Here is a 26477-nt window from a genome sequence, read left to right as displayed (position 1 = left end):
CAAGCGGGTGCAGATATCATCAAGCAGTGCCATCAAAAGCTCCGGATTCCGGAGCTTTTTGCTTTTGCGCGGCATCTATCCAGCCCACGCCATGCTGATGCCATGGACATGCGGCAGCTCTACTCTCCCCCATCCCTCTGACTCGTTCGTTTTGCCCTCTGGACAGCATGGCGGCGCGCCTTCATCCTGTGGTCTCTCGCCATGCGAATAGAAGAGGCCTACGTGACCACAAAAGCCGCCACACCCCAAGCCCATCGCCAACACTTGCAGAGCATCATCGCGGGTCTGAACGAAGGCATCATCGTGCTCGAACCCGACGGCGCGATTGCCTGGGCCAACAACAGCGCGCTTGCGCTGCACGGTGTGGACACATTGGAAGATCTGGGCGGCACGCCCGCTGGTTACCGCAAGCGCTACACGCTGACGTACCGCAATCATCATCGCGTACCAGCGCGACAGTATCCGCTGGACCGCTTGAACGCTGGCGAGCCGTTCGATGATTTGCTGCTGGACTTGAGCCGCAAGGATGACGAAGAATTCCTGCGCAACGTACGCGCTCGCGGCCTGAATCTGGATGGCGACAATGGCCCCGACTATCGCGTGCTGATCCTGCATGATCAGACCGAACACTTGAATGCCGAAGAACGCTTTGAACGCACCTTCGGCGCCAATCCCGCCCCCGCCCTGATTTGCCGCCTGACCGACCTGCGATATGTAAAGGTGAACAAGGGATTTCTGGAGATGACCGGCTACACCCGCGATGAGGTCGTCGGGAAGTCTGCTTACGAGCTGGATGTGCTGGACGGCGGGGATGACAAAGAATCGGCGGTCGCCAAACTGAACGAAGGGCAGACCATCACCCAACGCGAAGGCGTGGTGAAGCTTGCCGACGGCGGCTCAAAATTCGTGATGGTCGCGGGCCAGCCCATCGACATGCAGGATGAACCCTGCATGCTGTTCACCTTTATCGACCTGGAAGCACGCAAGCGTACGGAACTGGCGCTACGTGAAAGCGAAGAGCGCTTTTCCAAGGCTTTCCGGCTGGCGCCCGTGCCGATGGCAGTATGCGAAGGCGACACCCTGCACGTGCTCGAAATCAACGAAGCCTTTACCGCAGCCACTGGCACCTCAGCAGAAGATAGCGAAGGCCAGGCCCTGACAGAACTGGGTCTGGTGCCCTACGAGGGCATGAACGCCAGCCTGATGCGCGGTGAAAATGCACGCAATCGCGAAGCCATACTCACCACGCAGGATGGCGAACAGCTGGACTGCCTGGTGTCTGCCGAACCGGTCATGATCGGCGGCGAGCGGCGTTTGCTTGTCGTGATGCAGGACATCACGGAGCGCAAGCGGTCCGAAACCGAACTGCTGGCGGCCATAGAGGCGGTAATGCAGGACACGTCCTGGTTCAGCCGCGGCATCATCGAAAAACTGGCGCAGTTGCGTGAGCCCGCGCCTGCCACCCGGGATGTGGCCGAACTGGCTCAACTGACCACGCGGGAGCGCGAGGTGCTTGGCCTGCTATGCCAAGGGCACGATGACGACAGCATCGCCAAGAGCCTGAAGCTCTCGCGTAACACCGTACGCAATCATGTGGCCACGATCTACAGCAAGATCGGCGTCCACCGGCGCAGCGCTGCGATCGTGTGGGCGCGTGATCGCGGCATTACCGGGCATGAATCCAAACGGGCACGCGACAAACCGCCTAAAGACTAGGCATTAAAAGTCTCCGTTAACAATTGGAAGCAAATTATTCAGGGTAGCGGCGTCGCCGAAGATAGCGCCGAGTTAGACCGCCGCACCCTCCAAAACACTGCATTTTTATGTAACTTGCCGCCATTGCGCTGGCATTTTCACCCCTTCGGCCCACGTTGCGCAAACCCTGCGCAGGTTCTTACGATCCGCCGATCCGCCTTTGCCTGTTCTGAGGGAAGCGGCGCGATCCCCGTAAGACTGACTGGAGCCCGTTCATGCAGACCGCCTTTATCCCCGTCCCCACGACGTCCAAGCACTTGCCTGCACCCGCTTGGAGCACGGCCGACATTCTTGCGCTCTACGAGCTGCCATTCATGGACCTGGTGCATCGCGCGCAGCAGACGCATCGCGCTCATTTCGATCCCAACACCATCCAGTTATCCAGCCTGCTGTCGATCAAGACCGGCGGCTGTCCTGAAGATTGCGCCTACTGCCCGCAGTCTTCGCATTACGACACCGGACTGGACGCCGATAAGCTGATGCCCTTGGCCGACGTTGTGGCAGCCGCCAGCGCCGCGCAAGCAGGGGGCGCCCAGCGTTTCTGCATGGGCGCTGCTTGGCGCAGCCCCAAACCGCACCATCTGGAGGCGGTGGCCGAAATGATCACGGCGGTCAAAGCACTGGGGCTGGAAACCTGCGTGACGCTGGGCATGCTGCGCGAAGGCCAGGCGGAACAGTTGAAGGACGCCGGGCTGGATTACTACAACCACAACCTGGACACCTCGCCGGAGTTCTACGGCAAGATCATTTCCACCCGCACCTACCAGGACCGCCTGGACACGCTGGACCGCGTGCGCGACGCCGGCATCAATGTGTGCTGCGGCGGCATCGTAGGCATGGGCGAGTCGCGGCGAGAACGCGCGGGCCTGATCGCCCAGCTCGCCAGTATGGAGCCGTATCCCGAGTCGGTGCCAATCAACAATCTGGTGCAGGTCGAAGGCACGCCGCTCGCCAACGTCGAGGCGTTGGACCCCTTTGAATTCGTCCGCACAATCGCGGTGGCTCGCATCACCATGCCGCGCGCAGCGGTGCGCCTCTCGGCAGGCCGCGAAGCCATGGACGATGCGCTGCAAGCGTTGTGCTTCATGGCGGGCGCGAACTCCATGTTCTACGGCGACGCGCTGTTGACCACCGCCAATCCACAGATGCAGGCCGACCAGCTCCTGCTGCAACGCCTGGGAATGCGGGTAGACGCGGCACAGCACCACCATGAGAGCGTGGCGTGCCGCTGACATCAGGCATTCTGTACCTGCTGGCCAGCGTGGGATTCAGCGTCACTGTCGCCGTCTTGCTGAAACTGGCCCGCCGCTATCAGGTGGATGTGCGCCAGGCGATCGCGATGAACTACGCCGTCGCTGCCCTGCTCTGCTGGGCAGTATTGCGGCCGGATGCCGCCCGTTTGCTGACACCGGCCACGCCTTGGCTGGTGTTAGCGGCGTTGGGCGTGCTGCTGCCCAGCGTCTTCCTGGCCATGGCGGCCGCGGTGCGCCACGCCGGCATCGTCCGCAGCGACGCCGCGCAACGCTTGTCGCTTTTCATCCCGCTGCTGGCGGCATTCCTGCTCTTTGGCGAGCCGGTCAGCGGCCGGAAACTGGCTGCAATCCTGCTGGCATTCAGCGCACTGGCCTGCCTGCTGCGCCGTCCCGCAGCCGGGCATGATGGGCCCGCCGACGGGCGCAGTATCTGGGTATGGCCGCTGGTGGTCTGGGCGGGATATGGCGTGATCGACATTCTGTTCAAGCAGGTCGCGCGCGCCGGCACCGCTTTTGCGGGGGGCTTGCTGCTGGCTTTTGTGCTGGCGGGTGTGCTGATGCTGGTCTATCTGCTGTGGCGCCGCGTGCGCTGGGAGGGGCGTCATCTGCTGGCGGGCGTCGCGTTGGGACTGGCCAATTTCGGCAATATTCTGACCTACATCCGTGCCCATCAATCCTTGCCTGAACACCCCGCGCTGGTCTTTGCGTCCATGAACATGGGGGTGATCACGCTGGGCACTCTGGTCGGCGCCCTGGTGTTTCGCGAACCGCTGACTCGGATCAACGCGGCCGGTATTGCGCTGGCACTGGGCGCCATCGTACTGATGGCGCCCTGGTAAGAGTCCTAAGTGCCGGTGCGGGCCTGGCGTTCGGGTTCAGCTGGCGCTTCGGGCTCTGCTGCGGGATCGCCTGCCGCGGGTTCGCCTGCCGCAGGACCGCCTGCCGCAGGGTCGCCTGCCGCAGGTTCGCCTGCCGCATCCTCCACAGCGGGTTCCGGCGCGGGTGGCGCCGGGGCTGCGGAGGCGTCGGGCTGCACCATTTCCATTGCGATGTCGTTCTCGGGGTCCACGCGCGGATCGAGCACCGCCGATGCGGGCGAGCTTTGCAAGGTATCGGGCATGGCAACGAAGTGCGTGGGCGCCTCGTCCACCTGATGCGCGCCGGTGACACGCGTCGGGCGCACTTGCCAGACCAGAATCAGGGCGCAGGCTGAGATAAATACGTAATACATGCTGGGCCCCGCCACCGACATCAACAAACCGGCGACCATGGGGCCTATACAGGCGCCCACGCCGTATGTCATCAGCAGCACGGCAGACAGGCTGACTCGCCGTTCGGATTCGACGTGATCGTTCGCAAAGGCGGCGCCCAGGGGATACAGCGTGAACTGCAACACGCCAAACACGCAGGACAGCGCCACCATTGCCCAATACGGCAATGTGATCCAGCCCCACATTACGGTGGGCAACAACACCAGCAACAAGGCGTTGAAACGGATCAGGCCTGGCCGATTGATGCGGTCGGACAGCCAACCCATAGGCCATTGCGACAACAGCCCTGCGGTTACCGCAGCTGCCACGAACACAGCCGCTTGCGATGTGGACAAGCCATGTTTGGCGCCGTAGACCGCCGCCAGACCATAAAACGCCCCGGACAGATTGCCCGCCACAAACAACACCGTCATCGACAGCGGAACGCGCCGCATGAAGAAACGGATATCCAGCGGCGCTGGCAGCGGCGTGGGCGGGTGGGAGCGCGCCGTCACGGCAATCGGCACCAGGCAGAGCACCAGGCACATGGCCACCAGCGTCAGCGGCCGCAAATCCAGCGTGGCGTAGGCGGTCAGGGCCAATTGCCCCAGCACGGTGCCCAGCCCGGAAACCACCATATAGACCGAAAAGACCCGGCCGCGCTGGTGGTTTTCAGTTTGTTCGTTCAGCCAGCTTTCGATGACCATGAACTCGGTCACCATGACGACACCAGAGATGACGCGGAACACCAGCCACAAGGGCATGGAATCGACCAGCGTCTGGGCCAGGATCATGCTGGTGGCAATGGCCGCACAGGCGACAAACGCCCGGATATGGCCGACGCGGATGATGAGCTTGTGCCCAAGACGCGCGCCACACACAAGGCCCAGGTAGTAACCGGCGATCAGGGCGCCGATCCACACTTCGCTGACTGACTGCGCAGTCAGTCTGAGGCCCATGTAGGTGTTGAACAGACCTGTGCCGATAAGCATCAGCAAGGTCGCGAAGTAAAGCGACGAGAAGGATGAGATGGTGGCGAGCATGGCGTCAGCAACCGCTGCTGGCATTAGCGCGGCAGGCCGCAAGGCGACCCGCCGCGTTGAGCGGTAAAACAGGAACTACGTGGGATCAGGCTTGCGAAAGCATCGTGTTGGCGTCGCTGACTTCAAACTTGCCAGCGGCTTCCACATTCAGATGCTTGACGACACCGTCGACGATCAGGGCCGAGTAGCGTTGCGAACGCACGCCCATGCCGCGAGCGATCAGGTCCAGTTCCAGGCCGAGTTCCTTCGTCCACAGAGCAGAACCGTCGGCCAGCATGCGAACCTTGCCGTCGGTCTTTTGCTCGCGGCCCCAGGCGCCCATGACGAAAGCGTCGTTGACGGACACGCACCAGATTTCATCCACGCCCTTGGCCTTCAGCGCGGCGGCCTGTTCCACATAACCCGGCAGATGCTTGGCCGAGCAGGTGGGCGTAAAGGCGCCCGGCACGGCAAACAGCGCAATGGTCTTGCCACGGGTCAGGTCAGCGACCTGGAACGCGTTGGGACCCAGCGAGCAGCCGGCGGTTTCGGTTTCGATGAATTCGGTCAGGGTGCCATCCGGCACGCGGTCGCCGACTTTGATCGTCATGTAGAGCTCCAGAAGAATGGGGGCAATGCATTGAGGCAGGAGCGCCTCACAGCCCCCATCATAGTTCCTGCGCGGCCCGCTTGCAGGCTGATTGGGTGAAGGAAAAGAAGATGCACAGTCTGAAACGACTCCATACCCAAGCTTTACGAATGAGAAACGGCAAATTGACATAATGGCGGAGTAACCCCCAGCCCGCCCCGGCCTATTAAGGCCTGTGGGCAACATGCGGAGATTCACTGATGCGTAAGCTCTTGACCGGCCTGGCCTGGGTGCTGTCCACGGCCGCCGCCCCCGCCCTGGCGGCCCCGGACACCGCCGAACAGGCCCAGTACGACTTGTTCATCGCCGCCGCCGGCGCGTCCAATGGCGCGGCCCGCGCTTGCGGGGCATCCGAACCCGACCTGGCCCAACATGAAGCAACGGCGCGCAAGAACCTGATGCAGTACGCGAAGGAGTACGGGTTTGCGTCTGCCAGCTATGACACGCAGTTCCAAAAAGGGTTGGAAGACGGCAAGACGATGATGGACGAGATGAAGAAGTCCGGCGTGGACGGTTGCCGCGGCGTCCTCGCCAGTTTTCAGAATGAGCGCGCGATTGGATATGAAGACATGAAGAATGCGCTGGCCGAGGTCAGCGATGGGTTGCCGGGAGAGGAGGCGCCGTAGTTTGCGAGCGGATGCCGGGCCACGATTGATGCAGGTTGCCCCACAACGCGCGTGTCTGCGTGTCGCCCCTCCCCTTCAAAGCCCGTTTTGCTTGAACCAATCCAACATCCGATTCCAAGCCTGTTCTGCCTCAGGCTTCCGGTAAGACGGCCGATAGTCAGCATGAAAAGCATGCGGCGCATCGGGATACACATCGATCCGGGAGGCCTTGGCCGCCGCCGGACCCTGCGCCAGTTCTATCCGCATGCGATCCACATCCGTTAGCGGAATGCCGGCGTCTTTGCCGCCATAGGCGCCCAGCACCGGCGCCTTCAGGTCATTTACCAAACTGAGCACTGACTTGGGTTTCAGCTCGGTGGAATCCCCCGCGAGCTGACCGTACCAGGCAGCGCCGCACTTCAGTTTGGGGTTGCGGTCGGCATAGAGCCACACTTGGCGGCCGCCCCAGCAAAAGCCCATGATGCCCAGCTTTTCCGGATTACCGCCGTGGGCAGCGGCCCACGCTGCGGTCGTATCCAGATCGCTCTGCACTTGAGCATCCGGGACCTTGCTGATGATTGCGGCCTGCAATTTAGGGATCTCGGTGTACTGAGAAGGATCGCCCTGACGCGCAAAGAGTTCAGGCGCAATAGCCAGATATCCCTGATGAGCCAGCCGGCGGCAGACGTCCTGGATGTACTCGTGCACCCCGAAAATTTCCGAGATCACCATGACCGTGGACAGGTTCTTCTTACCCAGCGGCGCAGCCCGGTAGGCAGGCATCTTGCCGTCGGGCGTCGGGATATCGATCTTGCCTGCAAGCAAGCCGCTGGCGTCGGTGGTGATCGCGGTTTGCGCCACGGCCGGACCTGCTGCAAGGGAGAAGCCCGCTGCCACCGTGGTGGCAATGAAGCCTCGCCGGTCCAGCTTCAGCGGCGGTAGAAGGCTATCGAAGTGCGAGTCCTGATCTTTCATCGAAAAACTCCTGGCAAAAGACTGGCCGGGGGACGCATGGCGTACCCCCAATGGCCGGCTGGGTTTACTTCAGGGAGAAGTCCACGCGCGAGGGTTGCCCCTCGTCCTTGATGCCATCGGCGTCCAGTTGCGGGGCAACGATGAACACTCGATCCGCGAGTCCTTCATGGGCTTGCAACTTCTCATACACCGCCTGCGCGCGGGAATCGGCCAATTGGCGTAACTGATCATCGCCCACCGGCGCCACACTGCGCAGCATCGCTTCCATCTGGTCTGGCGGAACGGACTTGGACATGCCGATGAAATTGCGCGGCTTGTCTTTGATGTCCGTGTCGTCGTAGACCTCTTCCAGATATTTTGCGCGCTCGGCGGCGGATACCTGCACGCCCGCCACGCTGGGCTTCTTGCCGCGCGGGGCGGTGGCAGCGGCCTTGGCGGCGCGAATCTGGCCGTCGACCCAGGCTTGACGCAGACCTTCCAGGTCAGTCTTGGGATCGGCGCGGCCGCTGATGTCCATCTTCAGCGCCGGACGATCCACCAGCGCCGTGGTCAGCGTGTCGATGCGTTTCATGGTGTCTTCGGTCAGCACGGCGCTGCCCGGCGCGAACTCCACGTAGGACAGTTCTTCGCCGCCGCCAAACGCCGAGGCCAGCAGACTGAAGGGCGACGTCACAGCCTTGACCACCAGGTTCAGCAACACGCGCACCACAATGCCGCCCACTGAAAACTCAGGATCATCCAGCGATCCCGAAATCGGCAGATTGATATCGATATTGCCGCGCGAGTCCTTCAATAACGCAACCGCCAGCAGTACAGGCAGCTTGGTGGCGTCCGGGCTGTTGGTCTTGTCGCCAAAGGTCAGCTGGTTCAACACCACGTGGTTCGACGCTTGCAACGCGCGATCCTTGATTTTGTATTCAAGGTCCACCGACAGCTTGCCGCGCTTGATCGGGTAGCCGACGTATTTGGCGGAATACGTATTGAAGCGCGGCAGATCCACGCCCTTGGCCGATGCCTTCAGGTCTAGCGACAAGTATTTGGCGAACGGCTGCACAATTCCGCTGATGGACAGAGGCGCCGTCGTGTAGACGCGGCCCGTGACTTTGACTTTGGCAGGCTGCGGGTTGGTGGACGACACCGCCGTAATCGCGCCTTCAATGGCGGAAAGTTCGGCCACGTAGTTGGGTTTGACGAAACGATCGGTGAACGTCATGCGGCCACGCGACAACGTGACGCTATTGACCGAGATATCCGGCATGCCGGCGCCGCTCTTGGAAGCCGCGGGCGCGGGCGCGGCTGCGGGTGTTTCGACCTTGCGCCCCGGGGTTTGTGTGTCTTGCGTAATGGAGCCGCCAGCCTGGCCGGGGGCCGCCACCAAATCCATCACGTTCAGACGGCCCTGTGCATTGAGCAGAATGCGGCCGTAGAAATCTTCCAGCGCGATATCGCCCAGCTTGGCGCCGATTTTGTCGCCCGCCACCGAGATATCCATACCGCTAAAGCCCAACCGCTTCCAGTTCAGGAAGTCGTCGTTATTGACCCGGTCTTGCAAATCGACGCCGGTGACTTCCACCCCGCCCTTCCAATTCACCTTCATCGGCGCGTTGCCGGCGGCGGCCACAAAATCCACATTGCCGCGAGCACCCAGCGTAATCGCGCGCACCGTGGCGTTCAGACTGGATGCCGCATACGGGGCAAACGACGCCACATTCAATTCGGACAAGTCGACGGACGTCTTGAGCGTCAGCGGCTGCGGCGTGAACATGCCTTTCAGGTCCAGCTTGCCGTTGCCCTGTATACCGGCAGCAGCAAGCGTAAAGTTGCTTTGTCCCGGACCCATCGCCAGGCGGTCGGCTGTGATGCGCAGTGTTTGCAACGCAATATCCAGCGCGGGCTTGAGCGACTCATCCCGTGCCTTGAAGTGCGTCAGATCCGCCTGCACAGCGGTGGCGGATGCGTCGATCGCGCCTTTCTTCTCCAACACATGCACCTGTGCCGTGGCGCCCAGGCGGCCGTCCAGCAGCACAATGGGCGCCACGCTACGCACGGCAGGCGCCAGCGGCGCCAACGCCACGTTGCCTAGCCGCACGCCCAATTCCAGCGACAACGGCTTCAAGACCAGCGGCCCTTTGGCGCGAATCCATCCACCATCCGTGCTGTTATCCACAGTCAGCCACAAATTGACAGGCTGGTCCTTGACCTCGGGAACGCTCACGCCCTCGACGGTCACGCCCATGCCGGTCATCACGTAGTCCAGCTTGCTGATCGCGTCCGTGACATAGAGCTCGCCTTCATGCAGGTTGAAGGCGTCCAGCGTGACCTTCCAGTCCGCAGGTTCGGCCGGCGGTGCGGCGGCTGTGGTTTCAGCGGCAGCGCCTGGCGCTACTGCCGGGACGGCGCCCGGCGCTGCTGGCGGAACGGCGGCTGGCGGCGAGGTGGCGGCGGGGCCCGGCGCCGTGCCCGAAGCGGGTGCAGGCGGCGTCTGGGCCGCGCCGGGCTTGGGGGTCACGGTAAGGCCGCTGGCCTTCTTCAGCTTGTCGGCCACCGGGGTGTCGGTTGGCGCGACACCACCCAGCGCTTTCAGCTTGACCACCACGTCTTGCCAGTTCACATGTTCATTGGCATAGCGCCGCACGTGGATCTGCGGCGCCCAAAGACCCACTTCGCCGACATAGATCTGCTTGGCGATCGGCTCCAGTTCCAGACGAGTCACGGTCAGCGCGCTCCATGCTGCCAGCCGCTGCCCGGCCAGGTCGCGCAGATCGAAGCGCCGCAGGCCCAGATCACCCACCACCCGGATTTTTGGCACCGCATCTTTGGGTTGCTCAAACACGATCTGCAGATTGGAATCCAGCAGCGCGCTTTCCACCTTGAAGGGCAGCGGCATCGGCCAGACGTCCGCCCACTTCTCAAGTTGCAGCCCGTTGAAGGCCACGCGCAGGGTGGAAGACGGCACCACATCGAACGGACGGGCCACGCCAGTCAGATCAAACGGGCTGCCATTGATGCGCAGGTGCAGCCGGGGCTGCACATCGATATCCGTGGCATAACCGAAGTTCGAGATAAACGGCACGCCCACGGTCAGCTCGTCAACGACCTGCTTGCGCCCGGTGACTTTGTCATCCAGCGTGATGGAGCCGCCCTCGATCACCATGTTGTTCAGGGAAAACCGGGGTAGTCCTTCATCTGGTTTGGGCGGTTCGGCAGGCTGCGCGGCCGACATTTCGGCGACGCGTTGCTGTATATCAGAGAAGTTGAAACGAGTGACGTCTTCGCGGACGATCGCGATGTTAGGCTGCCGCAGTGTCAGACGATCAACGACCGGCGCAAACCAGAACAGGGAACTCCAGGCGGCGCTGACATCCAGCTCTGCCAGGGTCAACAGGGGCGTTTGCGAACCCGGCTGGGCAACCGCCAGATCACGCGCCCGCACCGTCAGATTGAAGGGATTGAAGGTGATCTTGCCAACGGAAACTTCGCGGCCGATCATCTTGGAAACATCCCCGGTCAGGACGTTGTGCAGCACTTTGGGGACTTGCCAGGCGGCAACTCCGCACAGGATCAGCGCAAACGCCAGGATGCCTAACAGGATTTTGCCAGCACGGCGGGTGAACCGAAGCTTGGGCATCCGCAAGGGCATCGCGAGTCTCCTGATACGAGTTGAAGGCGATTATCGCGCCCCGGTTAGCGCTCGTCTATCATAGGCGGAACAAGGGCCGTACCCGGCCAGCCGGGGCCGCTCTTTTCAAACATTAACAATTCTCGATCCCGATTCCCATGCCCACGTCCACCCCCACTTTGAGCCACCTGGATGAAGCCGGCCAGGTCCGCATGGTTGACGTCATCGCCAAGACGGATTCCGAACGCGTGGCCATTGCCACCGCCAGCGTACGCATGAATGCCGTGGCCTATGGCCTGCTGACGGCGCCTGGCCAAGGCAAGGGAGAAGTGCTCAACACTGCGCGCGTCGCCGCCATACTGGCCGCCAAGCGCTGCGCCGAGCTCATTCCCCTGTGCCACAGCCTGCCGCTGGCGTTCATTGGCGTGGACTTCGCTTTGGACGATGCCGCGCACCGCATCGACATCCTGGCAACCTGCCGCACCAGCTATAAGACCGGTGTCGAAATGGAAGCCATGATGGCCTGCAGCGTGGCCGCGCTGACAATCTACGATATGTGCAAAGCGGCAGACAAAGGCATTGTGATTGACCAAGTTCGCCTTAAGTACAAGGCGGGAGGAAAAAGCGGTGAATGGCGCAACGATTAATCTTCTGTACTTTGCGCGTGTGGCCGAACTGGTCGGCAAGCGCACCGAAGCTTGGCCTCTTGAAGGCGAATCCACCGGCGCGCAATTGCTCGCCGCGCTGGGCGAACGTTATCCGCAACTGGCGCCAGCCTCGCGTCTGAAACTGGCCATCAACCAGACCCATTCCAAACCGGCGGCCCCGATCCGCCCGGGCGACGAGGTTGCGGTGTTCGAACCCGTCACAGGAGGTTGAACGCCATGATCAGCGTCCAGGAAGCCGATTTCGACAGCGCAGCGCTGACTGCCGCGCTGCGCGACCGCGCCGGTTCGGGCGTGGGCGGTATCGTCACGTTCGTAGGCTACGTGCGCGACTACGCGCCCGATTCGCCCACCGACACGCTCTATCTTGAACACTACCCCGGCATGTGCGAGCGCGAGCTTGAGGAAATCGCCGCCACCGCCCGCGCCCGCTGGAACCTCGACGGCACGGTGATCGTGCACCGCGTGGGAGCCTTGTCCCGCAACGCCCAGATTGTGTTCGTGGCAGCCGCCAGCGCGCACCGCGGCGACGCTTTCCGCGGCTGCGAATACATCATCGACGCACTCAAAACGCGCGCCCCCTTCTGGAAGCGCGAGACACTCGCGGGCGGCAACAGCTTTTGGGTGGAACAGCGCCAATCCGACCAGGACCGCACGGATGCCTGGGATGACGACACCTCCACAACCAAGGAACGTCCATGAGCGAAGAAAGCCCTGTCTCGCTGGCCTGCGCCGTATTGACCGTCAGCGACACCCGCAGCGCGGGGGACGACACGTCCGGCAATCTGCTTGCCCACAGCCTGGCCCACGCCGGGCACCAGTGCGTGCGCCGCGACCTTGTTCGCGACAACATCTACCAGATCCGGCGCGTGATCAGCGATTGGATCGCCGACCCGGAAGTGCAGATCATCCTGACCACGGGCGGCACGGGTTTTTCGCACCTGGACCACACGCCGGCCGCGATCCTGCCGCTGCTGGATCGTGAGATACCCGGATTTGGTGAACTGTTCCGCCAGATTTCCTATACCGAGATCGGCAGTTCCACGATCCAATCACGCGCGTTTGCCGGTTCGGCCAACGGGACGCTGATCTTCTGCCTGCCCGGCTCCAACAATGCTTGCGAAACCGCCTGGACCAAAATCCTGCGCGAACAATTGGACAGTGGTCAACGGCCCTGCAATTTCGCCACGCATTTCAAGAATCACAAAGAAGAAACCTGACCATGCTGGATTTCGATCAAGCCCAGACCCTGCTGGCCAATGCCGCAGGTTCCCTTCAACGCCATGAAGATGTTGCCTTGACCCTTGCCGCGGGCCGCGTGCTGGCCACCGACCTGGAAGCCACGGTGGATATTCCCCCGGCCGACAACAGCGCCATGGACGGTTACGCCTTGCGGGTGGCCGACTGGCAGGCGGGCGGCCGTCTGCCGATTCAGCAGCGTTGTTATGCAGGCGACGTGCCAGAGCCGCTCAAGCCCGGTTTCGCCACACGCCTGTTCACCGGCAGCGTGATTCCCGATGGCGCCGACACTGTGGTCATGCAGGAAGACACAGTTGAAGCCGACGGGCATGTCGAGATCACGCGAGAGCCCGCCCCCAACCAGCATATCCGCCGCCGCGGCGAAGACACGATGACCGGTGCGTCGCTGCTGTCCGCTGGCACCCTGCTTGAAGCCGCGCACGTGGCGCTGCTGGCCTCGCAAGGGCTTGCCAGCGTGCCGGTTGTGGCGCAGTTGCGCGTAGGCATTCTGACGACCGGCGACGAACTGGTGCCGCCCGGCACGCCGCGCGCGCCGGAGCAGATCTACAACTCAAACGGACCGATGCTGGCAGCGCTGGTGCGCGGCCTGGGCGCTCTGCCCGTGCATGTGCTGCACGCGCGCGATACCGAGGCCGATTTGATCGCCGCCTTCACGACGCTGCTGGCCGACTGCGACCTGGTGTTGAGCGTGGGCGGCGTGTCGGTCGGCGAACGCGATCTGGTCAAACCCGCGCTTGCCACGCTGGGCGGTGAATTGTCGCTCTGGAAGGTACGCATGAAGCCGGGCAAGCCCGTGGCATTGGCCAAGATCGACGGCAAGCCTATCGTCAGCCTGCCGGGCAATCCGGTATCGGCTTACGCGGTGTTCGCAATGCTGGTGACGCCGCTCGCGCGCCGCATGCAGGGCCGCCAGGAAATCTTCCCGCCCGTCAGCCTGCTGCCCTTGCGCACGGAAAACCCGCGCAAGGATGGCCGTGAAGAATTCTTGCGCGTCCAGCGCCGCGTGGCCGATGACGGCAGCAACGAGCTGGTCGCTTATGGCCACCAGGGTTCAGGCGTGATCAGTTCCATGCCCTGGGCCACGGGCCTTGCCCGTCTGCCGGCCGACGTGCTGGTGCAAGACAAGGATCGCGTGGCCTACTACGACCTGCGTCACTGGCTGGCGTAACGTTCAGCGGCCGCCAGTTCTTCTGGCGTGTTGACGTTCATAAAAGCGTCGGGCGCGTCATCAAAGCGCGCCTCGACGCCCCCGCTCCTGGCCTGCCACAGCCCGACCTTACGGTCGCCGCCTTGCAGATAGGCCAACAAGCCGGGCAATAAACGGGTGCTTGCCGCCATGCAGGCGGAATGGCGTTGGCCGCCCGCCACCGCATAGGCCAGCGGCGCGTTCGCGGACGTGGCGGCAGCGATCAAGCGGACCGCCAGATCGCGCGGTAAAAATGGCGTGTCGCAGGGAACCACCACAAGCCAATCGTCTTGCTGGGCGGCAAGAAGACCCGCCGCAATACCCAGCAAGGGCCCCTGAAATGCGCCCAGCTCGCGTTCACCGTCTTCCACCACCTGGCCGTAGGGCGCGTAGCGGTCCTGATGCCGATTGGCGCTGATGATCAGCCGCGTGACTTGCGGGGCCAGCCGGCGCGCAACATGCGCCACCATGGGCTCGCCGCCGAGCGTCACCAGCCCCTTGTCCTGTTGATTCATGCGTGAACCTTGGCCGCCAGCCAGGATCAGGCCAGCCGCAGCAGACGTAGCGTCAACCACCGATGTAGCTCATTTCAACTTTGCGGGAAGGGTCCGGTATGCCACGGCCCCGCAGTTCGGAGTAGTGGTCATTGCGCGCCGCCCAAATACCGGACAGGATGCCCGCCATTTCGGCATCAGTCGCCCCGTCGCGCAGCGGAGCGCGCAGGTCGTGTCCTTCGTGCGCGAACAGGCATAGGAACAGCTTGCCTTCCGGCGACAGGCGCGCGCGCGTACAGCCGCCGCAAAACGCGTGGGTCACGCTGGAAATCACGCCGATCTCTCCAGAGCCATCCGCATAACGCCAACGTTCGGCCACCCGTCCCATCTCGCTGCTTTCAACAGGAACCAGCGGATGGACAGCGCCGATACGTTCCACGACCTCATGACTGGGCACGACTTCCGCCAGATTCCAGCCGTTGCTGTTGCCCACATCCATGTATTCAATAAAACGCAGAATGTGGCCGCTGTTGCGGAAGCGTTCGGCCATGGGCAGGATTTGCCCGTCGTTCAGGCCGCGCCGCACCACCATGTTCACCTTCACAGGCGTAAGGCCCGCTTCTGCCGCGGCATCAATGCCGCGCAACACATCATCCGGCGTGAAGCCGCTGTCGCTCATACCCTGGAACATCGCGGCGTCCAGCGCGTCCAGGCTGACAGTGACGCGCGTCAATCCCGCGCTTTTAAGCGCTGCGGCCTTGCGCGCCAGCACGCTGCCATTGGTCGTAAGCGTCAGGTCCAGCGGCCGGCCGGCAGGCGTTCGCAATTGCGCCAGCTGCTCCACCAGATTTTCGATATGTTTGCGCAGCAGCGGTTCGCCGCCAGTGAGCCGGATTTTTTCGACACCCAGCTGCGTGAAGATGCCAGCCAGCCGGCTGATCTCTTCAAAGGACAGCAGGGCCGAATGCGGCATGAACGTATAAGCGCTGTCGAAGACTTCACGCGGCATGCAATACGTGCAGCGGAAATTGCAGCGGTCGGTGACCGAGATACGCAGATCGCGCAACGGACGCGCGCGCAGGTCAAGCGCAGGCTGCCCATCCGCGGGAAGTTCTCCGGGCGGGGGCCAAGCCGAACGTGCCGTCCGGTGATCAGCAAGAAAAAACACTTTGCTCATAGCGGCATCATATCCCGGCCAGGAGTTGTCAAGGCGCGGAAAAACCACGGCTGGACACGCTGAATGTTCATGAAAACGCCTCTTCCAGCGTCTGTAACCGCCCCGTCTCGCTGGCGTCGTAGCCGACCAGCTGCCCCACATATCCCACATAGTCCGGGCTGCGCATGATGGATAGCAGGTCGCGCATGGCGGGGGTATCCAGTGAAGACTTTCGAATAGCGAAGAAATAGCGTTCCCGTACCAGCGGGATAAAGTCCAGCCCGAAGCGGCAGGCCGCCGTCTCGACGCCCACGCCCGTGTCCGCCATGCCGCTGGCAATGTGCGCCGCAATGGCCATATGCGTGAATTCGTTGGTTTCGTAACCCTGGACCTCGCTGATGGAGACCCCGGCGCGTTGCAGCATCAAACCCACCAAATACCGCGTGCTGGACCCGATCTGGCGGTTCACGAAGCGCACGTCGGCGCGCTCAAGATCAGCCATTCCCCGGATCTGCTTGGGGTTGCCCGCTGTGACAAACAGGCCGGTATTGCGCACGGCAAGGTGAATCAGCAGGTATTCGTCGGCATGCAGCCACTGCGCATAGCGTTCCATGATGGGCGCTTCAAAATCGCCCAGTGGCACCTGAAATCCCGCCAGATCACATTCGTGGCGTTCCAGCGAGGCCAGCGCTTCGATGGCGGTGCGATAGCGCAGTTCCAGCCCGGGCTTTTTGGCGCCCATGTGCTGCATCAGCGACTCCACCGCAAAACCGTGGCTGGCATGCAGCCGCAGATGCGGGCCGCCTTCGGGCAACAAGCGTTCCAGCTCTTCTTGCAATTCCGACGCCATGCTGTCGAGCGTAGGCATCAGGCGCGCCTCGATACGGCGATTGGCCCACAGCAAGCGCTGTGCAAAGGGAGCCAGTTGGGTGCCCTGGCGGCGGTTGGTAATCAGGAGCTGAGTGCCGAAGATGGCTTCGAACCGGCGCAGAACGCCCCAGGCGTGCCGGTACGACAAGCCGCAAGCCCTGCACGCGCCCGCGATATTGCCTGTGGCATCAATGGCAGACAAAAGGGCAAGCATGTCTTGCAAGGGCACGGGCGCCGACTCGCCGTCTCCGCCCAACGTCCATTGCGCTCCGAGGCCGATACGAAACTTATATGTCATTTATTTCATATTGAAGGCGATTGTTTACCCCGTTAGAGTACACAAATAATGCGGCGGCTGGCTTCTTTATATGTTTTAAAAAACATATTAAATGCAAGCGCAACCCGTCCGATACAACAACCCTTTGATGGGGCCCAGTTAACACTGGAGGAGACCACCGTGCATCAGCGCGAAGCAAAATCCGATCTGGCGTCCAGCGGCGGAGCCCGGGGCGGAAAAATGGCCCTGGATGCGGCCCAAGCATCCGCCACGCCTGCAATTGCGGCCACTGCCCGTATCCTTGCGCAACTCAAGGATCAGCCCGGCCCCCTGCTTCCGGTGCTGCATGCGGTCCAGCACGAACTGGGCTGTATTCCGGCCGAGGCGGTGCAAACCATCGCCGAGGCCCTGAACCTGTCCCGCGCCGAAGTTCACGGCGTCATCACCTTCTACCCCCATTTCCGCAGCGAACCCGCCGCGCGCCACACGCTGGAAGTGTGCCGGGCCGAATCCTGTCAATCCATGGGCGGCGAACACCTGGCTGCCCATGCACGCGCCAAGCTGGGATGCGACTTCCACGCCAGCGCACCGGATGGCAGCTTTACGCTGGAACCCGTGTATTGCCTGGGACTGTGCGCCCAATCCCCCGCCGTCATGATCGACGGCCAACCCCACGCCCGCGTCACCCCAGACAAACTAGACCGCCTGCTGGCCCGCGCGCAGGAGACCACGGCATGAGCGCCCCCATCGTTGTTTATGTGCCGCGCGACGCGGCCGCGCTGGCCGTGGAAGCCGACGCCGTTGCCCAAGCCATCGAACGCATTGCCGATGAGCGCGGTCTGTCCGTCCAGGTGGTGCGCAATGGTTCGCGCGGCCTGTTGTGGCTGGAACCCCTGGTGGAAGTCACCACGCCCGCCGGCCGTGTTGCCTATGGGCCCGTTGCGCCGGAAGACGTGGCCGGGCTGTTTGACGCCGGGTGGTTGACGGGCGCAGAGCACCCGCTACACCAGGGCCTGACCGAAGAAATTCCGTATTTGAAGCAGCAGGAACGGCTGACATTTGCCCGGGTCGGCGTGACAGACCCCTTGTCCTTGCATGACTATGCCGCGCACGGCGGACTGACCGGCTTGAAGCGGGCGCTGGCCATGGAACCGGGCCACATCATCGATGAAATGGTGACGTCGGGCCTGCGGGGCCGCGGCGGCGCGGCCTTTCCCACCGGCATCAAATGGAAGACCGTGGCGGGATCACCGTCTGACCAGAAGTACATCGTCTGCAACGCCGACGAAGGGGACTCCGGCACCTTTGCCGACCGCCTGCTGATGGAAGGCGACCCCTACGTGCTGATCGAAGGCATGACAATCGCCGGTCTGGCCGTGGGCGCAACCTACGGCTACATCTATGTCCGTTCCGAATACCCGCACGCCATCGAAACGTTGGAAGCCGCCATCACACGGGCGCGCACCGTGGGCTGGCTGGGCAACGATGTGCACGGCAGCGGCCGCCGTTTCGACCTGGAAGTGCGCAAAGGCGCCGGCGCCTATATCTGCGGCGAAGAAACGTCTTTGCTGGAAAGCCTGGAAGGCAAGCGCGGCGTCGTGCGCGCCAAGCCGCCGCTACCGGCAATCTCCGGTCTGTTCGGCAAGCCGACTGTCATCAATAACGTGATCTCGCTGGCGACGGTGCCGATCATCCTGGCCAAGGGCGCGGCCTACTACCGCGACTACGGCGTGGGCCGGTCACACGGCACGCTGCCCTTCCAATTGGCGGGCAATCTGAAACAAGGCGGGCTGGTGGAGAAGGCCTTTGGCCTGAGCCTGCGCGACCTGCTCTATGAATTTGGCGGCGGCAGCGCGTCCGGACGGCCGTTACGCGCCGTGCAGGTCGGCGGCCCGCTGGGCGCGTACCTGCCGGAATCGCAATGGGATGTGCCGCTCGACTACGAGGCCTACATCCAGATTTCAGCAATGATCGGCCACGGCGGGCTGGTGGCTTTTGACGACACCGTCGATATGGCGCGCATGGCGCGCTATGCGATGGAGTTCTGCGCGATCGAATCCTGTGGCAAGTGCACACCCTGCCGCATCGGCTCCACACGCGGGGTTGAAACGATCGACAAGATCGCAGCGGGCGGTGCAAACCCGCAGCAGCGCGCGCAGCAGGTGCATCTGTTGCGCGACCTGTGCGACACGATGATGGGCGGTTCGCTATGCGCGCTGGGGGGCATGGCGCCCTATCCGGTGTTGTCCGCGCTGAACCATTTTCCGCAGGACTTCGGCATCGAGTCCTCCCAGCCAGCCGCGCACGCGGCCTGAACCCGAGACCGTCATGCTAGAAACCGTCATCAAGCGCGACCGCGACATGGGCACGCCCGCCCGCGTGTCCGAAAAAACCATCTCCCTGACCATCGATGGCCAGGAAATCCAAGTGGCCGAGGGCACATCGCTGATGCGCGCCGCCGCTGAGGCCGGGATCAACATCCCGAAGCTGTGCGCCACCGACAGCCTGGAACCCTTTGGATCGTGCCGGCTTTGCCTGGTGCAGATCGAAGGCCGCCGAGGTTATCCGGCATCGTGCACGACGCCTGCCGAAAACGGCATGGTCGTGTTTACCGAAACGCCCAAGCTGCACGAGCTGCGCCGCGGCGTCATGGAGCTGTACATCTCGGATCACCCGCTGGACTGCCTGACCTGTCCGGCCAACGGCGATTGCGAATTGCAGGACATGGCCGGTGTCGTGGGCCTGCGCAATGTGCGCTACGGCTATGACGGCGCCAATCACCTGAAAAGTGAAAAGGACGAGTCCAATCCGTACTTCACGTACGACGCGTCCAAGTGCATAGTCTGCAACCGCTGTGTGCGCGCTTGCGAAGAAACCCAGGGTACGTTCGCGCTGACGATTTCGGGCAAGGGTTTCGAGTCGCGCGTGTCACCGGGGCAGGATCAGCCATTTCTGGATAGCGAATGCGTGTCGTGTGGCGCCTGTGTGCAGGCCTGTCCCACGTCAACCTTGCAGGAAAAAACCGTCATCATGATGGGCCAGGCCGAGCACTCGGTCGTAACCACCTGCGCGTATTGCGGCGTAGGCTGCGGGTTCAAGGCCGAAATGAAGGGTCAGGAAGTCGTGCGCATGGTGCCGTGGAAAGACGGCCAGGCCAACCGCGGGCACTCCTGCGTGAAGGGCCGGTTTGCGTGGGGCTACGCGACGCACAAAGAACGCGTGCTGAAACCCATGATCCGCAAGCACATCACGGATTCCTGGAAAGAAGTGTCCTGGGATGAGGCGATCAATTACGCGGCATCGGAGTTCCGCCGCATCCAGCGCGACTACGGCCGCGACGCCGTAGGCGGCATCACGTCGTCACGCTGCACCAATGAAGAAACCTGGCTGGTGCAGAAGTTGGTGCGCGCTGCGTTCGGCACGAATAACGTGGACACCTGCGCGCGCGTCTGCCACTCCCCCACCGGCTACGGCCTGAAGCAGACGCTGGGCGAATCCGCTGGCACGCAGACCTTTGACTCGGTCATGCATACGGACGTCGTGATCGTCATGGGCGCCAACCCCAGCAGCGGCCACCCGGTATTCGCGTCGCGCTTGAAGCGCCGCCTGCGCGAAGGCGCGCGGCTGATCGTGATCGATCCGCGCCGCATTGAATTGGTCAGCTCGCCCCACATCAAGGCCGACTTCCACCTGCAAGTCCGGCCCGGCACCAACACGGCGTTGCTATCGTCACTGGCGCATGTGATCGCCACCGAAGGCCTGATCGCCGAAGACTACGTGGCCGAACGCTGCGAAACCAAAGCGTTCAACGAATGGCGCGACTTTGTTTCGCAACCCGCCAATTCCCCGGAAGCGATGGAGGAAATCACGGGCGTGCCTGCGCAAGCCGTGCGCGGCGCGGCGCGCCTGTTTGCCACCGGCGGCAATGGTTCCATTTACTACGGCCTGGGTGTCACCGAACACAGCCAGGGCTCCACTACCGTCATGGCGATTGCCAACCTGGCGATGGCCACGGGCAACGTGGGCCGTGAAGGCGTAGGCGTGAACCCCTTGCGCGGCCAGAACAACGTGCAGGGCTCATGCGATATGGGTTCGTTCCCGCATGAACTGCCTGGCTATCGGCATATTTCAGACAACGTGGCGCGCGCGCAGTTTGAACAGGACTGGGGCGTGACTATCCAGCCGGAACCCGGCCTGCGCATTCCGAACATGTTCGAAGCCGCGCTGGGCGGCACCTTCAAGGGCTTGTACTGCCAGGGCGAAGACATCGTTCAATCCGACCCCAACACGCAGCACGTAGCCGCGTCGCTGGCGGCCATGGAGTGCATCGTGGTCCAGGATCTGTTCCTGAACGAGACCGCCAAGTACGCCCATGTATTCCTGCCGGGCTCGTCGTTCCTGGAAAAAGACGGCACCTTCACCAATGCAGAGCGCCGCATCTCGCGGGTGCGCAAGGTCATGGAACCCAAGAACGGCAAGTCGGACTGGGAAGTGACCGTAGCGCTGTCGAACGCGCTGGGTTACCCCATGAACTACAAGCACCCGCGCGAGATCATGGAAGAAATCGCCCGGTTGACGCCAACATTCAGCGGCGTCAGCTACGAAAAACTGGAGAAGCTGGGCAGCCTGCAATGGCCCTGCAATGACGACGCGCCGGAAGGCACGCCAATCATGCACATCGATGCCTTCGTGCGCGGCAAGGGCAAGTTCATGATTACCCAATATGTGCCCACCGACGAACGCAGCACGCGCCGCTTCCCGCTGCTGCTGACAACGGGCCGCATCCTGTCGCAGTACAACGTGGGCGCGCAGACGCGGCGCACGCCTAACGTGATGTGGCACGGCGAAGATGTGCTGGAACTGCACCCGCAGGATGCCGAAGACCGTGGCGTGGCCGAAGGCGATTGGGTGGGCATCCAGAGCCGGGCGGGCGAAACGGTGCTGCGAGCCACGCTGACCGACCGGGTGCAACCGGGCGTGGTATACACCACGTTCCACTTCCCTGAGTCCGGCGCCAACGTCGTCACGACAGACAGCTCTGACTGGGCGACCAACTGCCCCGAATACAAGGTCACGGCCGTGCAGATCACGCGTGTGTCCCAGCCTTCGGAATGGCAGCGCCAATGGTCGCGCTTTGCCGATATCCAGCAAAAGCTCTTGCGCGAGCGATCGCGTGAAAGCGAGGCGGCCCTGACCGGGAAATAACCCTGCTGGCCCCTACCGCCCTGGATGCCATGACCTCGCCAAACCCCTCCCGTCCCGACTGCGCCGTGACCCAGGTCACGCGCGTGCGGGCGGGCGCCATCGCCCCTGATGTTGAAGCAGACCATGTCGCCGAGGAAACACCGGTGGCGCTGGAATTCAACGGCATCAGCCACGCCACCATGCTGGCGACACCGGCTGACCTGGAAGATTTCGCGCTGGGATTCGCCTTGTCTGAAGGCATCATCGACAGCGTCAGCGACTTGCGCGGCATCGACGTACTGCCGCAATGCGATGGCATTGTCGTCCAGCTGGAAATATCCAGCGCCTGCGAAGCGCGGTTGAAGAACCGGCGGCGCGCCATGGCGGGACGTACCGGCTGTGGCCTGTGCGGAGTGGAAACCTTGCCTGAAGTCCTGCGCCCGGTCGAGCCTGTTGCCAACGGGCAGCCGGTACGCATCCAGGCACTGCTGGCAGCCATGCGCGATATGCGCGCCCGCCAGACGCTGCACGACATCACTGGCGCGACCCATGCCGCAGGCTGGGCGGACGCCGACGGCGCCGTGGCGCTGGTTCGCGAAGACGTGGGCCGTCACAACGCCTTGGACAAGCTGGTTGGCGCGCTGGCGCGCCAGGCGGTGCGGGCCGGCAACGGCATCGTGCTGGTATCCAGCCGCGCCAGTTTTGAAATGGTGCAGAAAACGGCGGCAGCCGGCGTCGGGGTACTGGCCGCGGTCTCGGCGCCGACAGCACTGGCTATCCGGCTGGCCCACGACGCCAACATCACCTTGGCAGGCTTCGTGCGCAACGACGACGCCACCCTGTATTCCCATCCCGAACGCATCATCACCTGAACCGGACGTACGCATGGAAATCGGCAATCTGATTCGCATGGCCAATCGCATTGGCCAGTTCTTCGAGGCATTGCCCGACCGGAAAGAAGGTCTGGAAGGCGTGGCCAACCATATTCATAAGTTCTGGGAACCGCGCATGCGCAACGAGCTGCTGGGTTTTCTGCAAGCCAGCCCCGATGGCGATGCCGGAGTCGAACAGTTGCATCCGCTGGTGTTGGAAGCAGTGACCCAGAACCGGGAGCGTTTGACGCCTGCGGCCCGCGTATAGCGGGTAACAGACGCCAAGGGTCTCAGGACCGAAGTCGCAATAAGCAAGACAACAAGCAAGGCAACAAGCAGTACCTGGCAAGCAGTGACGGATTCATAAAAGAGGCCGCGCGGCCGTTGTATTTCGGACCGCGCGAGCTATAAAGCCGCACCCCTGAGGAGACTATATGGAAAGTACCGCCGCCCTGGACTTGCCCGGCTCAAAGCCGGGCTTCTTCGACAAAGAACGCACAATTGCCGGTCCGGGTTTTTCCCGCTGGCTCGTGCCCCCGGCCGCACTGGCTATCCACCTATGCATCGGCATGGCCTACGGGTTCTCGGTGTTCTGGCTGCCGCTGTCCAAGGTGGTGGGCGGCGCCAAGCCGCTGGCCTGCCCCGCCGACATGAGTCTGGTGGCGGAGCTGTTCACTACCAGCTGCGACTGGAAGATTTCCACCATGGGGTGGATGTACACGCTGTTCTTTGTGCTGCTGGGCTGTTCCGCCGCGCTCTGGGGCGGCTGGCTGGAACGCGCCGGCCCCCGCAAGGCGGGCGTAGTGTCGGCCCTGTGCTGGTGCGGCGGGCTGGTTATCTCAGCCTTTGGCGTGTATTTGCACCAGATGTGGATGCTGTGGCTGGGGTCTGGGGTGATTGGCGGTATTGGCCTGGGGCTGGGGTATATCTCGCCCGTCAGCACGCTGATCAAATGGTTTCCCGACCGCCGCGGCATGGCGACCGGCATGGCCATCATGGGTTTTGGCGGCGGGGCAATGATCGGCGCGCCGCTGGCTGACGTGCTGATGCGGCATTTCGCCACGCCGACGTCACCGGGCGTGTGGCAAACCTTTTTGACCATGGCGGTGGTGTACTTCATCTTCATGATGTCCGGCGCGCTGGGCTACCGTGTGCCGCCCACCGGCTGGAAGCCCGAAGGCTGGACCGCACCCGCCAAGCACGCCAATAACGCGATGATCACCAAGGGCCATGTCCATGTGAAGCGTGTCTGGGGCGTGCCGCAGTTCTGGCTGGTCTGGCTGGTTCTCTGCCTGAACGTGACGGCCGGCATCGGCATTCTGGGGATGGCGTCTCCGCTGCTGCAAGAGGTCTTCGGCGGCGGCCTGATCAATAAACCCGAGCTGGGTTATGCCTTGCTGGACAAGGATCAGCTGGCTGCCATTGCCGCCATCGCCGCGGGCTTCACCGGGCTGCTCAGTCTGTTCAACATCGGCGGCCGCTTCTTCTGGGCCAGCCTGTCGGACAAGCTGGGCCGCAAGATGACCTACCTGATCTTCTTTGTGCTGGGTTTTGTGCTGTACGCCGCGATCCCGTGGACGGCTCACATCGGCGCGCTGGCGCTGTTCGTGGCGGCATTCTGCGTGATTCTGTCGATGTACGGCGGCGGCTTCGCAACCGTTCCGGCCTATCTGGCCGACTTGTTCGGCACACAGATGGTCGGCGCCATTCACGGCCGCCTGCTCACGGCCTGGTCGGCGGCCGGTATCTTCGGACCGGTGCTGGTTAACTATATCCGGGAGTATCAGCTGTCTATCGGCGTGCCGCGCGCGCAGGTGTACGACATCACCATGTACATCCTGGCGGGCATGCTGGTGCTGGGCTTTCTGTGCAATCTGGCCATCCGCCCGGTCAACCCCAAGTACTTCATGACGGATGCCGAACTGGCCCAGGAAAAGGCGCTGGCGCACGAACGCGCGGCGGCCGCTGAAACCCATGGCGTCGGCGCCTCCACCTTCCGCACGCCGGCAGCGCTCGTCGTATTCGCCTGGGCTTGCGTGGGCATCCCCATGGCCTGGGGCATCTGGATCACGCTGCAAAAAGCGGTGGTGCTGTTTCACTAGGCTTGCAGTGACCTGGCGGAAACGTGTGGCGCCCCGGGCGCTGCACGCCGCCTGCGGGGCGCGAAGCTGCTACATTGGCAGCCCGCGCCCTTTCTTTTGCGATTTGCCCATGATCCTTACTCATTCCCCCGTCCTTGCTGGAGCGACATCTTGACCGCCCCCGAGTTGCACTGGGAAGAAGACAACACGCCGCATTCCGCCCGCTGGCGCTCCGAAACCGGCGCTACGCCGCCCAAGCGCGTGGTGGTAGCGGACGACAAGACGACGGCCGACACGGCGTACCGTCTGGCATGCGAAGGCGTAGGCCTGTTGTGGCGCGGCGACTTCCAAAATGCGCGCCAACTGCTGCAAGCCATCACTCGCCGCGTCGACAAGCGTCCGCGCAAGCCGGTGGAAACCTTGCTGGAAGCCTTTAACCAGCATCGCCAGATTCAGTCCCAGCGCGCCCGCATCCTGGGCATGCTGCTGATTCCGTTCGACGCCGGCCACGGCATTTCGCTGCGCCGCGCGCCCGACGCGCGGCAAGCCTGCGAAGAGGCCCACGGCCCGGCCAACGAGCCCTACGTGGCGTCGATGCGCGAGCTGCTTGGCCTGATCGGCGCCTTTGAATGGCGCAAGAAGGGCGTAGAGATTCCCGTTCTGAACAATCGCATCCACCCGCACTACGGCGTGTTTTCGCCGTTGCGCGGCGAATATGTGGATCTGGTCGCACACACCCCCATGCCGCGCGGCAGCGTCGCCTTTGATATCGGCACCGGCACCGGCGTGCTGGCCGCCGTGCTGGCGCGCCGGGGCGGCAAGCGTGTGATTGCCACCGACCAAGATCCCCGCGCACTGGCTTGCGCCCGCGAAAACCTGGAACGGCTGGGCCTGTCCAAGCAGGTCGACGTCATCGAGGCAGACCTGTTTCCCGAAGGCCGGGTATCACTGATCGTCTGCAACCCGCCGTGGCTGCCCGCCCGCCCCAGCTCGCCCGTCGAGCAGGCCGTCTATGACCCCGACAGCCGCATGCTGCGCGGTTTCCTCAACGGCCTGAAAGAGCATCTGACGCCCAACGGCGAAGGCTGGCTGATCTTGTCGGATCTGGCGGAACACCTGGGCCTGCGCACGCGTGAACAGCTGCTTGAAATGATCCAGCAGGCTGGCCTTCGTGTAGAAGAGCGCATCGACACGCGCCCCATCCATGCACGCGCCAAAGACGCCAACGACCCGCTGTACGCGGCGCGTTCCAAAGAAGTCACGTCCTTGTGGCGTTTGATGGCCGCTTGATGGCGGTTTAGCCG

General features: G+C 63.0%; 23 protein-coding genes. 16 read left to right on the top strand and 7 right to left on the bottom strand.

Annotation, left to right across the window (positions count from 1 at the left end; translation table 11 throughout):
- Positions 1-201: 201 nt before the first annotated feature.
- The 3 genes from RAS12_RS28575 to RAS12_RS28565 all read left to right on the top strand — a co-directional run bounded on the left by RAS12_RS28575 (position 202) and on the right by RAS12_RS28565 (position 3847).
- The gene (locus tag RAS12_RS28575) at positions 202-1716 is read left to right on the top strand and encodes a helix-turn-helix transcriptional regulator (RefSeq protein ID WP_306943734.1); all 1515 of its coding nucleotides are present in this window, start codon (positions 202-204) and stop codon (positions 1714-1716) included.
- Between the two features lie 254 nt (positions 1717-1970).
- Entirely contained in the window at positions 1971-2987 is a 1017-nt protein-coding gene (gene bioB / locus RAS12_RS28570; protein WP_306943732.1) for a biotin synthase BioB, read from the top strand.
- Positions 2984-3847: an EamA family transporter gene (locus RAS12_RS28565; protein ID WP_306951669.1), complete on the top strand. Its 864-nt coding sequence runs from the start codon at positions 2984-2986 to the stop codon at positions 3845-3847. The genes bioB and RAS12_RS28565 overlap by 4 nt, the downstream gene beginning before the upstream one ends.
- Before the next feature lie 5 nt (positions 3848-3852).
- On the opposite strand, the gene RAS12_RS28560 is transcribed toward RAS12_RS28565, so the two are convergent.
- Both RAS12_RS28560 and RAS12_RS28555 read right to left on the bottom strand, forming a co-directional pair.
- Entirely contained in the window at positions 3853-5301 is a 1449-nt protein-coding gene (locus tag RAS12_RS28560; RefSeq protein ID WP_306943731.1) for an MFS transporter, read from the bottom strand.
- A gap of 85 nt (positions 5302-5386) precedes the next feature.
- On the bottom strand, positions 5387-5890 hold the full coding sequence (locus tag RAS12_RS28555) for a peroxiredoxin (protein ID WP_306943730.1): 504 nt from the start codon (positions 5888-5890) through the stop codon (positions 5387-5389).
- A 239-nt stretch (positions 5891-6129) separates the two neighbouring features.
- On the opposite strand from RAS12_RS28555, the gene RAS12_RS28550 reads away from it, so the two are divergent.
- On the top strand, positions 6130-6555 hold the full coding sequence (locus RAS12_RS28550; protein WP_306943728.1) for a hypothetical protein: 426 nt from the start codon (positions 6130-6132) through the stop codon (positions 6553-6555).
- 75 nt (positions 6556-6630) lie between these two features.
- Here RAS12_RS28550 and RAS12_RS28545 read toward each other — a convergent pair whose 3' ends face one another.
- Both RAS12_RS28545 and RAS12_RS28540 read right to left on the bottom strand, forming a co-directional pair.
- The gene (locus RAS12_RS28545) at positions 6631-7509 is read right to left on the bottom strand and encodes a dienelactone hydrolase family protein (RefSeq protein WP_306943726.1); all 879 of its coding nucleotides are present in this window, start codon (positions 7507-7509) and stop codon (positions 6631-6633) included.
- A 64-nt stretch (positions 7510-7573) separates the two neighbouring features.
- Positions 7574-11149: a DUF748 domain-containing protein gene (locus RAS12_RS28540; protein ID WP_306943723.1), complete on the bottom strand. Its 3576-nt coding sequence runs from the start codon at positions 11147-11149 to the stop codon at positions 7574-7576.
- 137 nt (positions 11150-11286) lie between these two features.
- Between RAS12_RS28540 and moaC the strand changes: the two genes are divergently transcribed.
- From moaC to RAS12_RS28515, 5 genes are read left to right on the top strand one after another with little or no spacing between them, the layout of a single operon-like run.
- Entirely contained in the window at positions 11287-11775 is a 489-nt protein-coding gene (gene moaC, locus RAS12_RS28535) for a cyclic pyranopterin monophosphate synthase MoaC (RefSeq protein WP_306943722.1), read from the top strand.
- Entirely contained in the window at positions 11756-12007 is a 252-nt protein-coding gene (locus tag RAS12_RS28530; RefSeq protein ID WP_306943721.1) for a MoaD/ThiS family protein, read from the top strand. The genes moaC and RAS12_RS28530 overlap by 20 nt, the downstream gene beginning before the upstream one ends.
- Positions 12008-12012: 5 nt before the next feature.
- Positions 12013-12495, top strand: a complete 483-nt coding sequence (locus RAS12_RS28525; RefSeq protein ID WP_306943719.1) for a molybdenum cofactor biosynthesis protein MoaE — start codon at positions 12013-12015, stop codon at positions 12493-12495.
- On the top strand, positions 12492-13013 hold the full coding sequence (gene moaB, locus RAS12_RS28520; protein WP_306943718.1) for a molybdenum cofactor biosynthesis protein B: 522 nt from the start codon (positions 12492-12494) through the stop codon (positions 13011-13013). Before RAS12_RS28525 ends, moaB begins: the two co-directional genes overlap by 4 nt.
- Before the next feature lie 2 nt (positions 13014-13015).
- Positions 13016-14221: a molybdopterin molybdotransferase MoeA gene (locus RAS12_RS28515; protein ID WP_306943716.1), complete on the top strand. Its 1206-nt coding sequence runs from the start codon at positions 13016-13018 to the stop codon at positions 14219-14221.
- Here RAS12_RS28515 and mobA read toward each other — a convergent pair.
- The 3 genes from mobA to RAS12_RS28500 form a co-directional block, all read right to left on the bottom strand.
- Complete coding sequence (mobA, locus tag RAS12_RS28510) at positions 14206-14814, bottom strand: molybdenum cofactor guanylyltransferase MobA (protein ID WP_306943714.1); 609 nt, start codon at positions 14812-14814, stop codon at positions 14206-14208. The two genes, RAS12_RS28515 and mobA, sit on opposite strands and share 16 nt — an antisense overlap.
- Positions 14807-15910: a GTP 3',8-cyclase MoaA gene (gene moaA, locus RAS12_RS28505; RefSeq protein WP_306943712.1), complete on the bottom strand. Its 1104-nt coding sequence runs from the start codon at positions 15908-15910 to the stop codon at positions 14807-14809. The genes mobA and moaA overlap by 8 nt, the downstream gene beginning before the upstream one ends.
- 67 nt (positions 15911-15977) lie before the next feature.
- Positions 15978-17057, bottom strand: coding sequence for a substrate-binding domain-containing protein (locus RAS12_RS28500; protein WP_306943710.1), 1080 nt, complete (start codon positions 17055-17057; stop codon positions 15978-15980).
- A gap of 159 nt (positions 17058-17216) precedes the next feature.
- Here RAS12_RS28500 and RAS12_RS28495 point away from each other — a divergent pair, with 159 nt between their 5' ends.
- The 7 genes from RAS12_RS28495 to RAS12_RS28465 all read left to right on the top strand — a co-directional run bounded on the left by RAS12_RS28495 (position 17217) and on the right by RAS12_RS28465 (position 26463).
- Positions 17217-17774 carry a formate dehydrogenase subunit gamma gene (locus tag RAS12_RS28495; protein WP_306943708.1) on the top strand — a complete coding sequence of 186 codons (558 nt, stop codon included), beginning with the start codon at positions 17217-17219 and terminating at the stop codon, positions 17772-17774.
- Complete coding sequence (locus tag RAS12_RS28490) at positions 17771-19351, top strand: formate dehydrogenase beta subunit (RefSeq protein ID WP_306943706.1); 1581 nt, start codon at positions 17771-17773, stop codon at positions 19349-19351. Before RAS12_RS28495 ends, RAS12_RS28490 begins: the two co-directional genes overlap by 4 nt.
- Positions 19352-19364: 13 nt before the next feature.
- Positions 19365-22241, top strand: coding sequence for a formate dehydrogenase subunit alpha (fdhF, locus tag RAS12_RS28485; protein ID WP_306943704.1), 2877 nt, complete (start codon positions 19365-19367; stop codon positions 22239-22241).
- A gap of 29 nt (positions 22242-22270) precedes the next feature.
- Positions 22271-23092, top strand: a complete 822-nt coding sequence (gene fdhD / locus RAS12_RS28480) for a formate dehydrogenase accessory sulfurtransferase FdhD (protein ID WP_306943702.1) — start codon at positions 22271-22273, stop codon at positions 23090-23092.
- A gap of 13 nt (positions 23093-23105) precedes the next feature.
- Positions 23106-23360, top strand: coding sequence for a formate dehydrogenase subunit delta (locus RAS12_RS28475; RefSeq protein ID WP_306943700.1), 255 nt, complete (start codon positions 23106-23108; stop codon positions 23358-23360).
- A gap of 166 nt (positions 23361-23526) precedes the next feature.
- Entirely contained in the window at positions 23527-25194 is a 1668-nt protein-coding gene (locus tag RAS12_RS28470) for an OFA family MFS transporter (RefSeq protein ID WP_306943697.1), read from the top strand.
- A 150-nt stretch (positions 25195-25344) separates the two neighbouring features.
- Complete coding sequence (locus RAS12_RS28465) at positions 25345-26463, top strand: methyltransferase (protein ID WP_306943694.1); 1119 nt, start codon at positions 25345-25347, stop codon at positions 26461-26463.
- Positions 26464-26477 lie beyond the last annotated feature (14 nt).

The organism is Achromobacter seleniivolatilans, assembly GCF_030864005.1.
GTDB lineage: Bacteria > Pseudomonadota > Gammaproteobacteria > Burkholderiales > Burkholderiaceae_B > Achromobacter > Achromobacter seleniivolatilans.
This window is presented reverse-complemented; position numbering and strand designations above follow the sequence as displayed.

What these genes read in the sequence shown, in the direction of transcription:
- RAS12_RS28575 (WP_306943734.1), top strand. Translation starts at nt 202, where the DNA reads ATGCGAATAGAAGAGGCCTACGTGACCACAAAAGCCGCCACACCCCAA.
- bioB (WP_306943732.1), top strand. Translation starts at nt 1,971, where the DNA reads ATGCAGACCGCCTTTATCCCCGTCCCCACGACGTCCAAGCACTTGCCT.
- RAS12_RS28560 (WP_306943731.1), bottom strand. Translation starts at nt 5,301, where the DNA reads ATGCTCGCCACCATCTCATCCTTCTCGTCGCTTTACTTCGCGACCTTG.
- RAS12_RS28555 (WP_306943730.1), bottom strand. Translation starts at nt 5,890, where the DNA reads ATGACGATCAAAGTCGGCGACCGCGTGCCGGATGGCACCCTGACCGAA.
- RAS12_RS28550 (WP_306943728.1), top strand. Translation starts at nt 6,130, where the DNA reads ATGCGTAAGCTCTTGACCGGCCTGGCCTGGGTGCTGTCCACGGCCGCC.
- RAS12_RS28545 (WP_306943726.1), bottom strand. Translation starts at nt 7,509, where the DNA reads ATGAAAGATCAGGACTCGCACTTCGATAGCCTTCTACCGCCGCTGAAG.
- RAS12_RS28540 (WP_306943723.1), bottom strand. Translation starts at nt 11,149, where the DNA reads ATGCCCTTGCGGATGCCCAAGCTTCGGTTCACCCGCCGTGCTGGCAAA.
- moaC (WP_306943722.1), top strand. Translation starts at nt 11,287, where the DNA reads ATGCCCACGTCCACCCCCACTTTGAGCCACCTGGATGAAGCCGGCCAG.
- RAS12_RS28525 (WP_306943719.1), top strand. Translation starts at nt 12,013, where the DNA reads ATGATCAGCGTCCAGGAAGCCGATTTCGACAGCGCAGCGCTGACTGCC.
- moaB (WP_306943718.1), top strand. Translation starts at nt 12,492, where the DNA reads ATGAGCGAAGAAAGCCCTGTCTCGCTGGCCTGCGCCGTATTGACCGTC.
- RAS12_RS28515 (WP_306943716.1), top strand. Translation starts at nt 13,016, where the DNA reads ATGCTGGATTTCGATCAAGCCCAGACCCTGCTGGCCAATGCCGCAGGT.
- moaA (WP_306943712.1), bottom strand. Translation starts at nt 15,910, where the DNA reads ATGAGCAAAGTGTTTTTTCTTGCTGATCACCGGACGGCACGTTCGGCT.
- RAS12_RS28500 (WP_306943710.1), bottom strand. Translation starts at nt 17,057, where the DNA reads ATGACATATAAGTTTCGTATCGGCCTCGGAGCGCAATGGACGTTGGGC.
- RAS12_RS28490 (WP_306943706.1), top strand. Translation starts at nt 17,771, where the DNA reads ATGAGCGCCCCCATCGTTGTTTATGTGCCGCGCGACGCGGCCGCGCTG.
- fdhF (WP_306943704.1), top strand. Translation starts at nt 19,365, where the DNA reads ATGCTAGAAACCGTCATCAAGCGCGACCGCGACATGGGCACGCCCGCC.
- fdhD (WP_306943702.1), top strand. Translation starts at nt 22,271, where the DNA reads ATGACCTCGCCAAACCCCTCCCGTCCCGACTGCGCCGTGACCCAGGTC.
- RAS12_RS28475 (WP_306943700.1), top strand. Translation starts at nt 23,106, where the DNA reads ATGGAAATCGGCAATCTGATTCGCATGGCCAATCGCATTGGCCAGTTC.
- RAS12_RS28470 (WP_306943697.1), top strand. Translation starts at nt 23,527, where the DNA reads ATGGAAAGTACCGCCGCCCTGGACTTGCCCGGCTCAAAGCCGGGCTTC.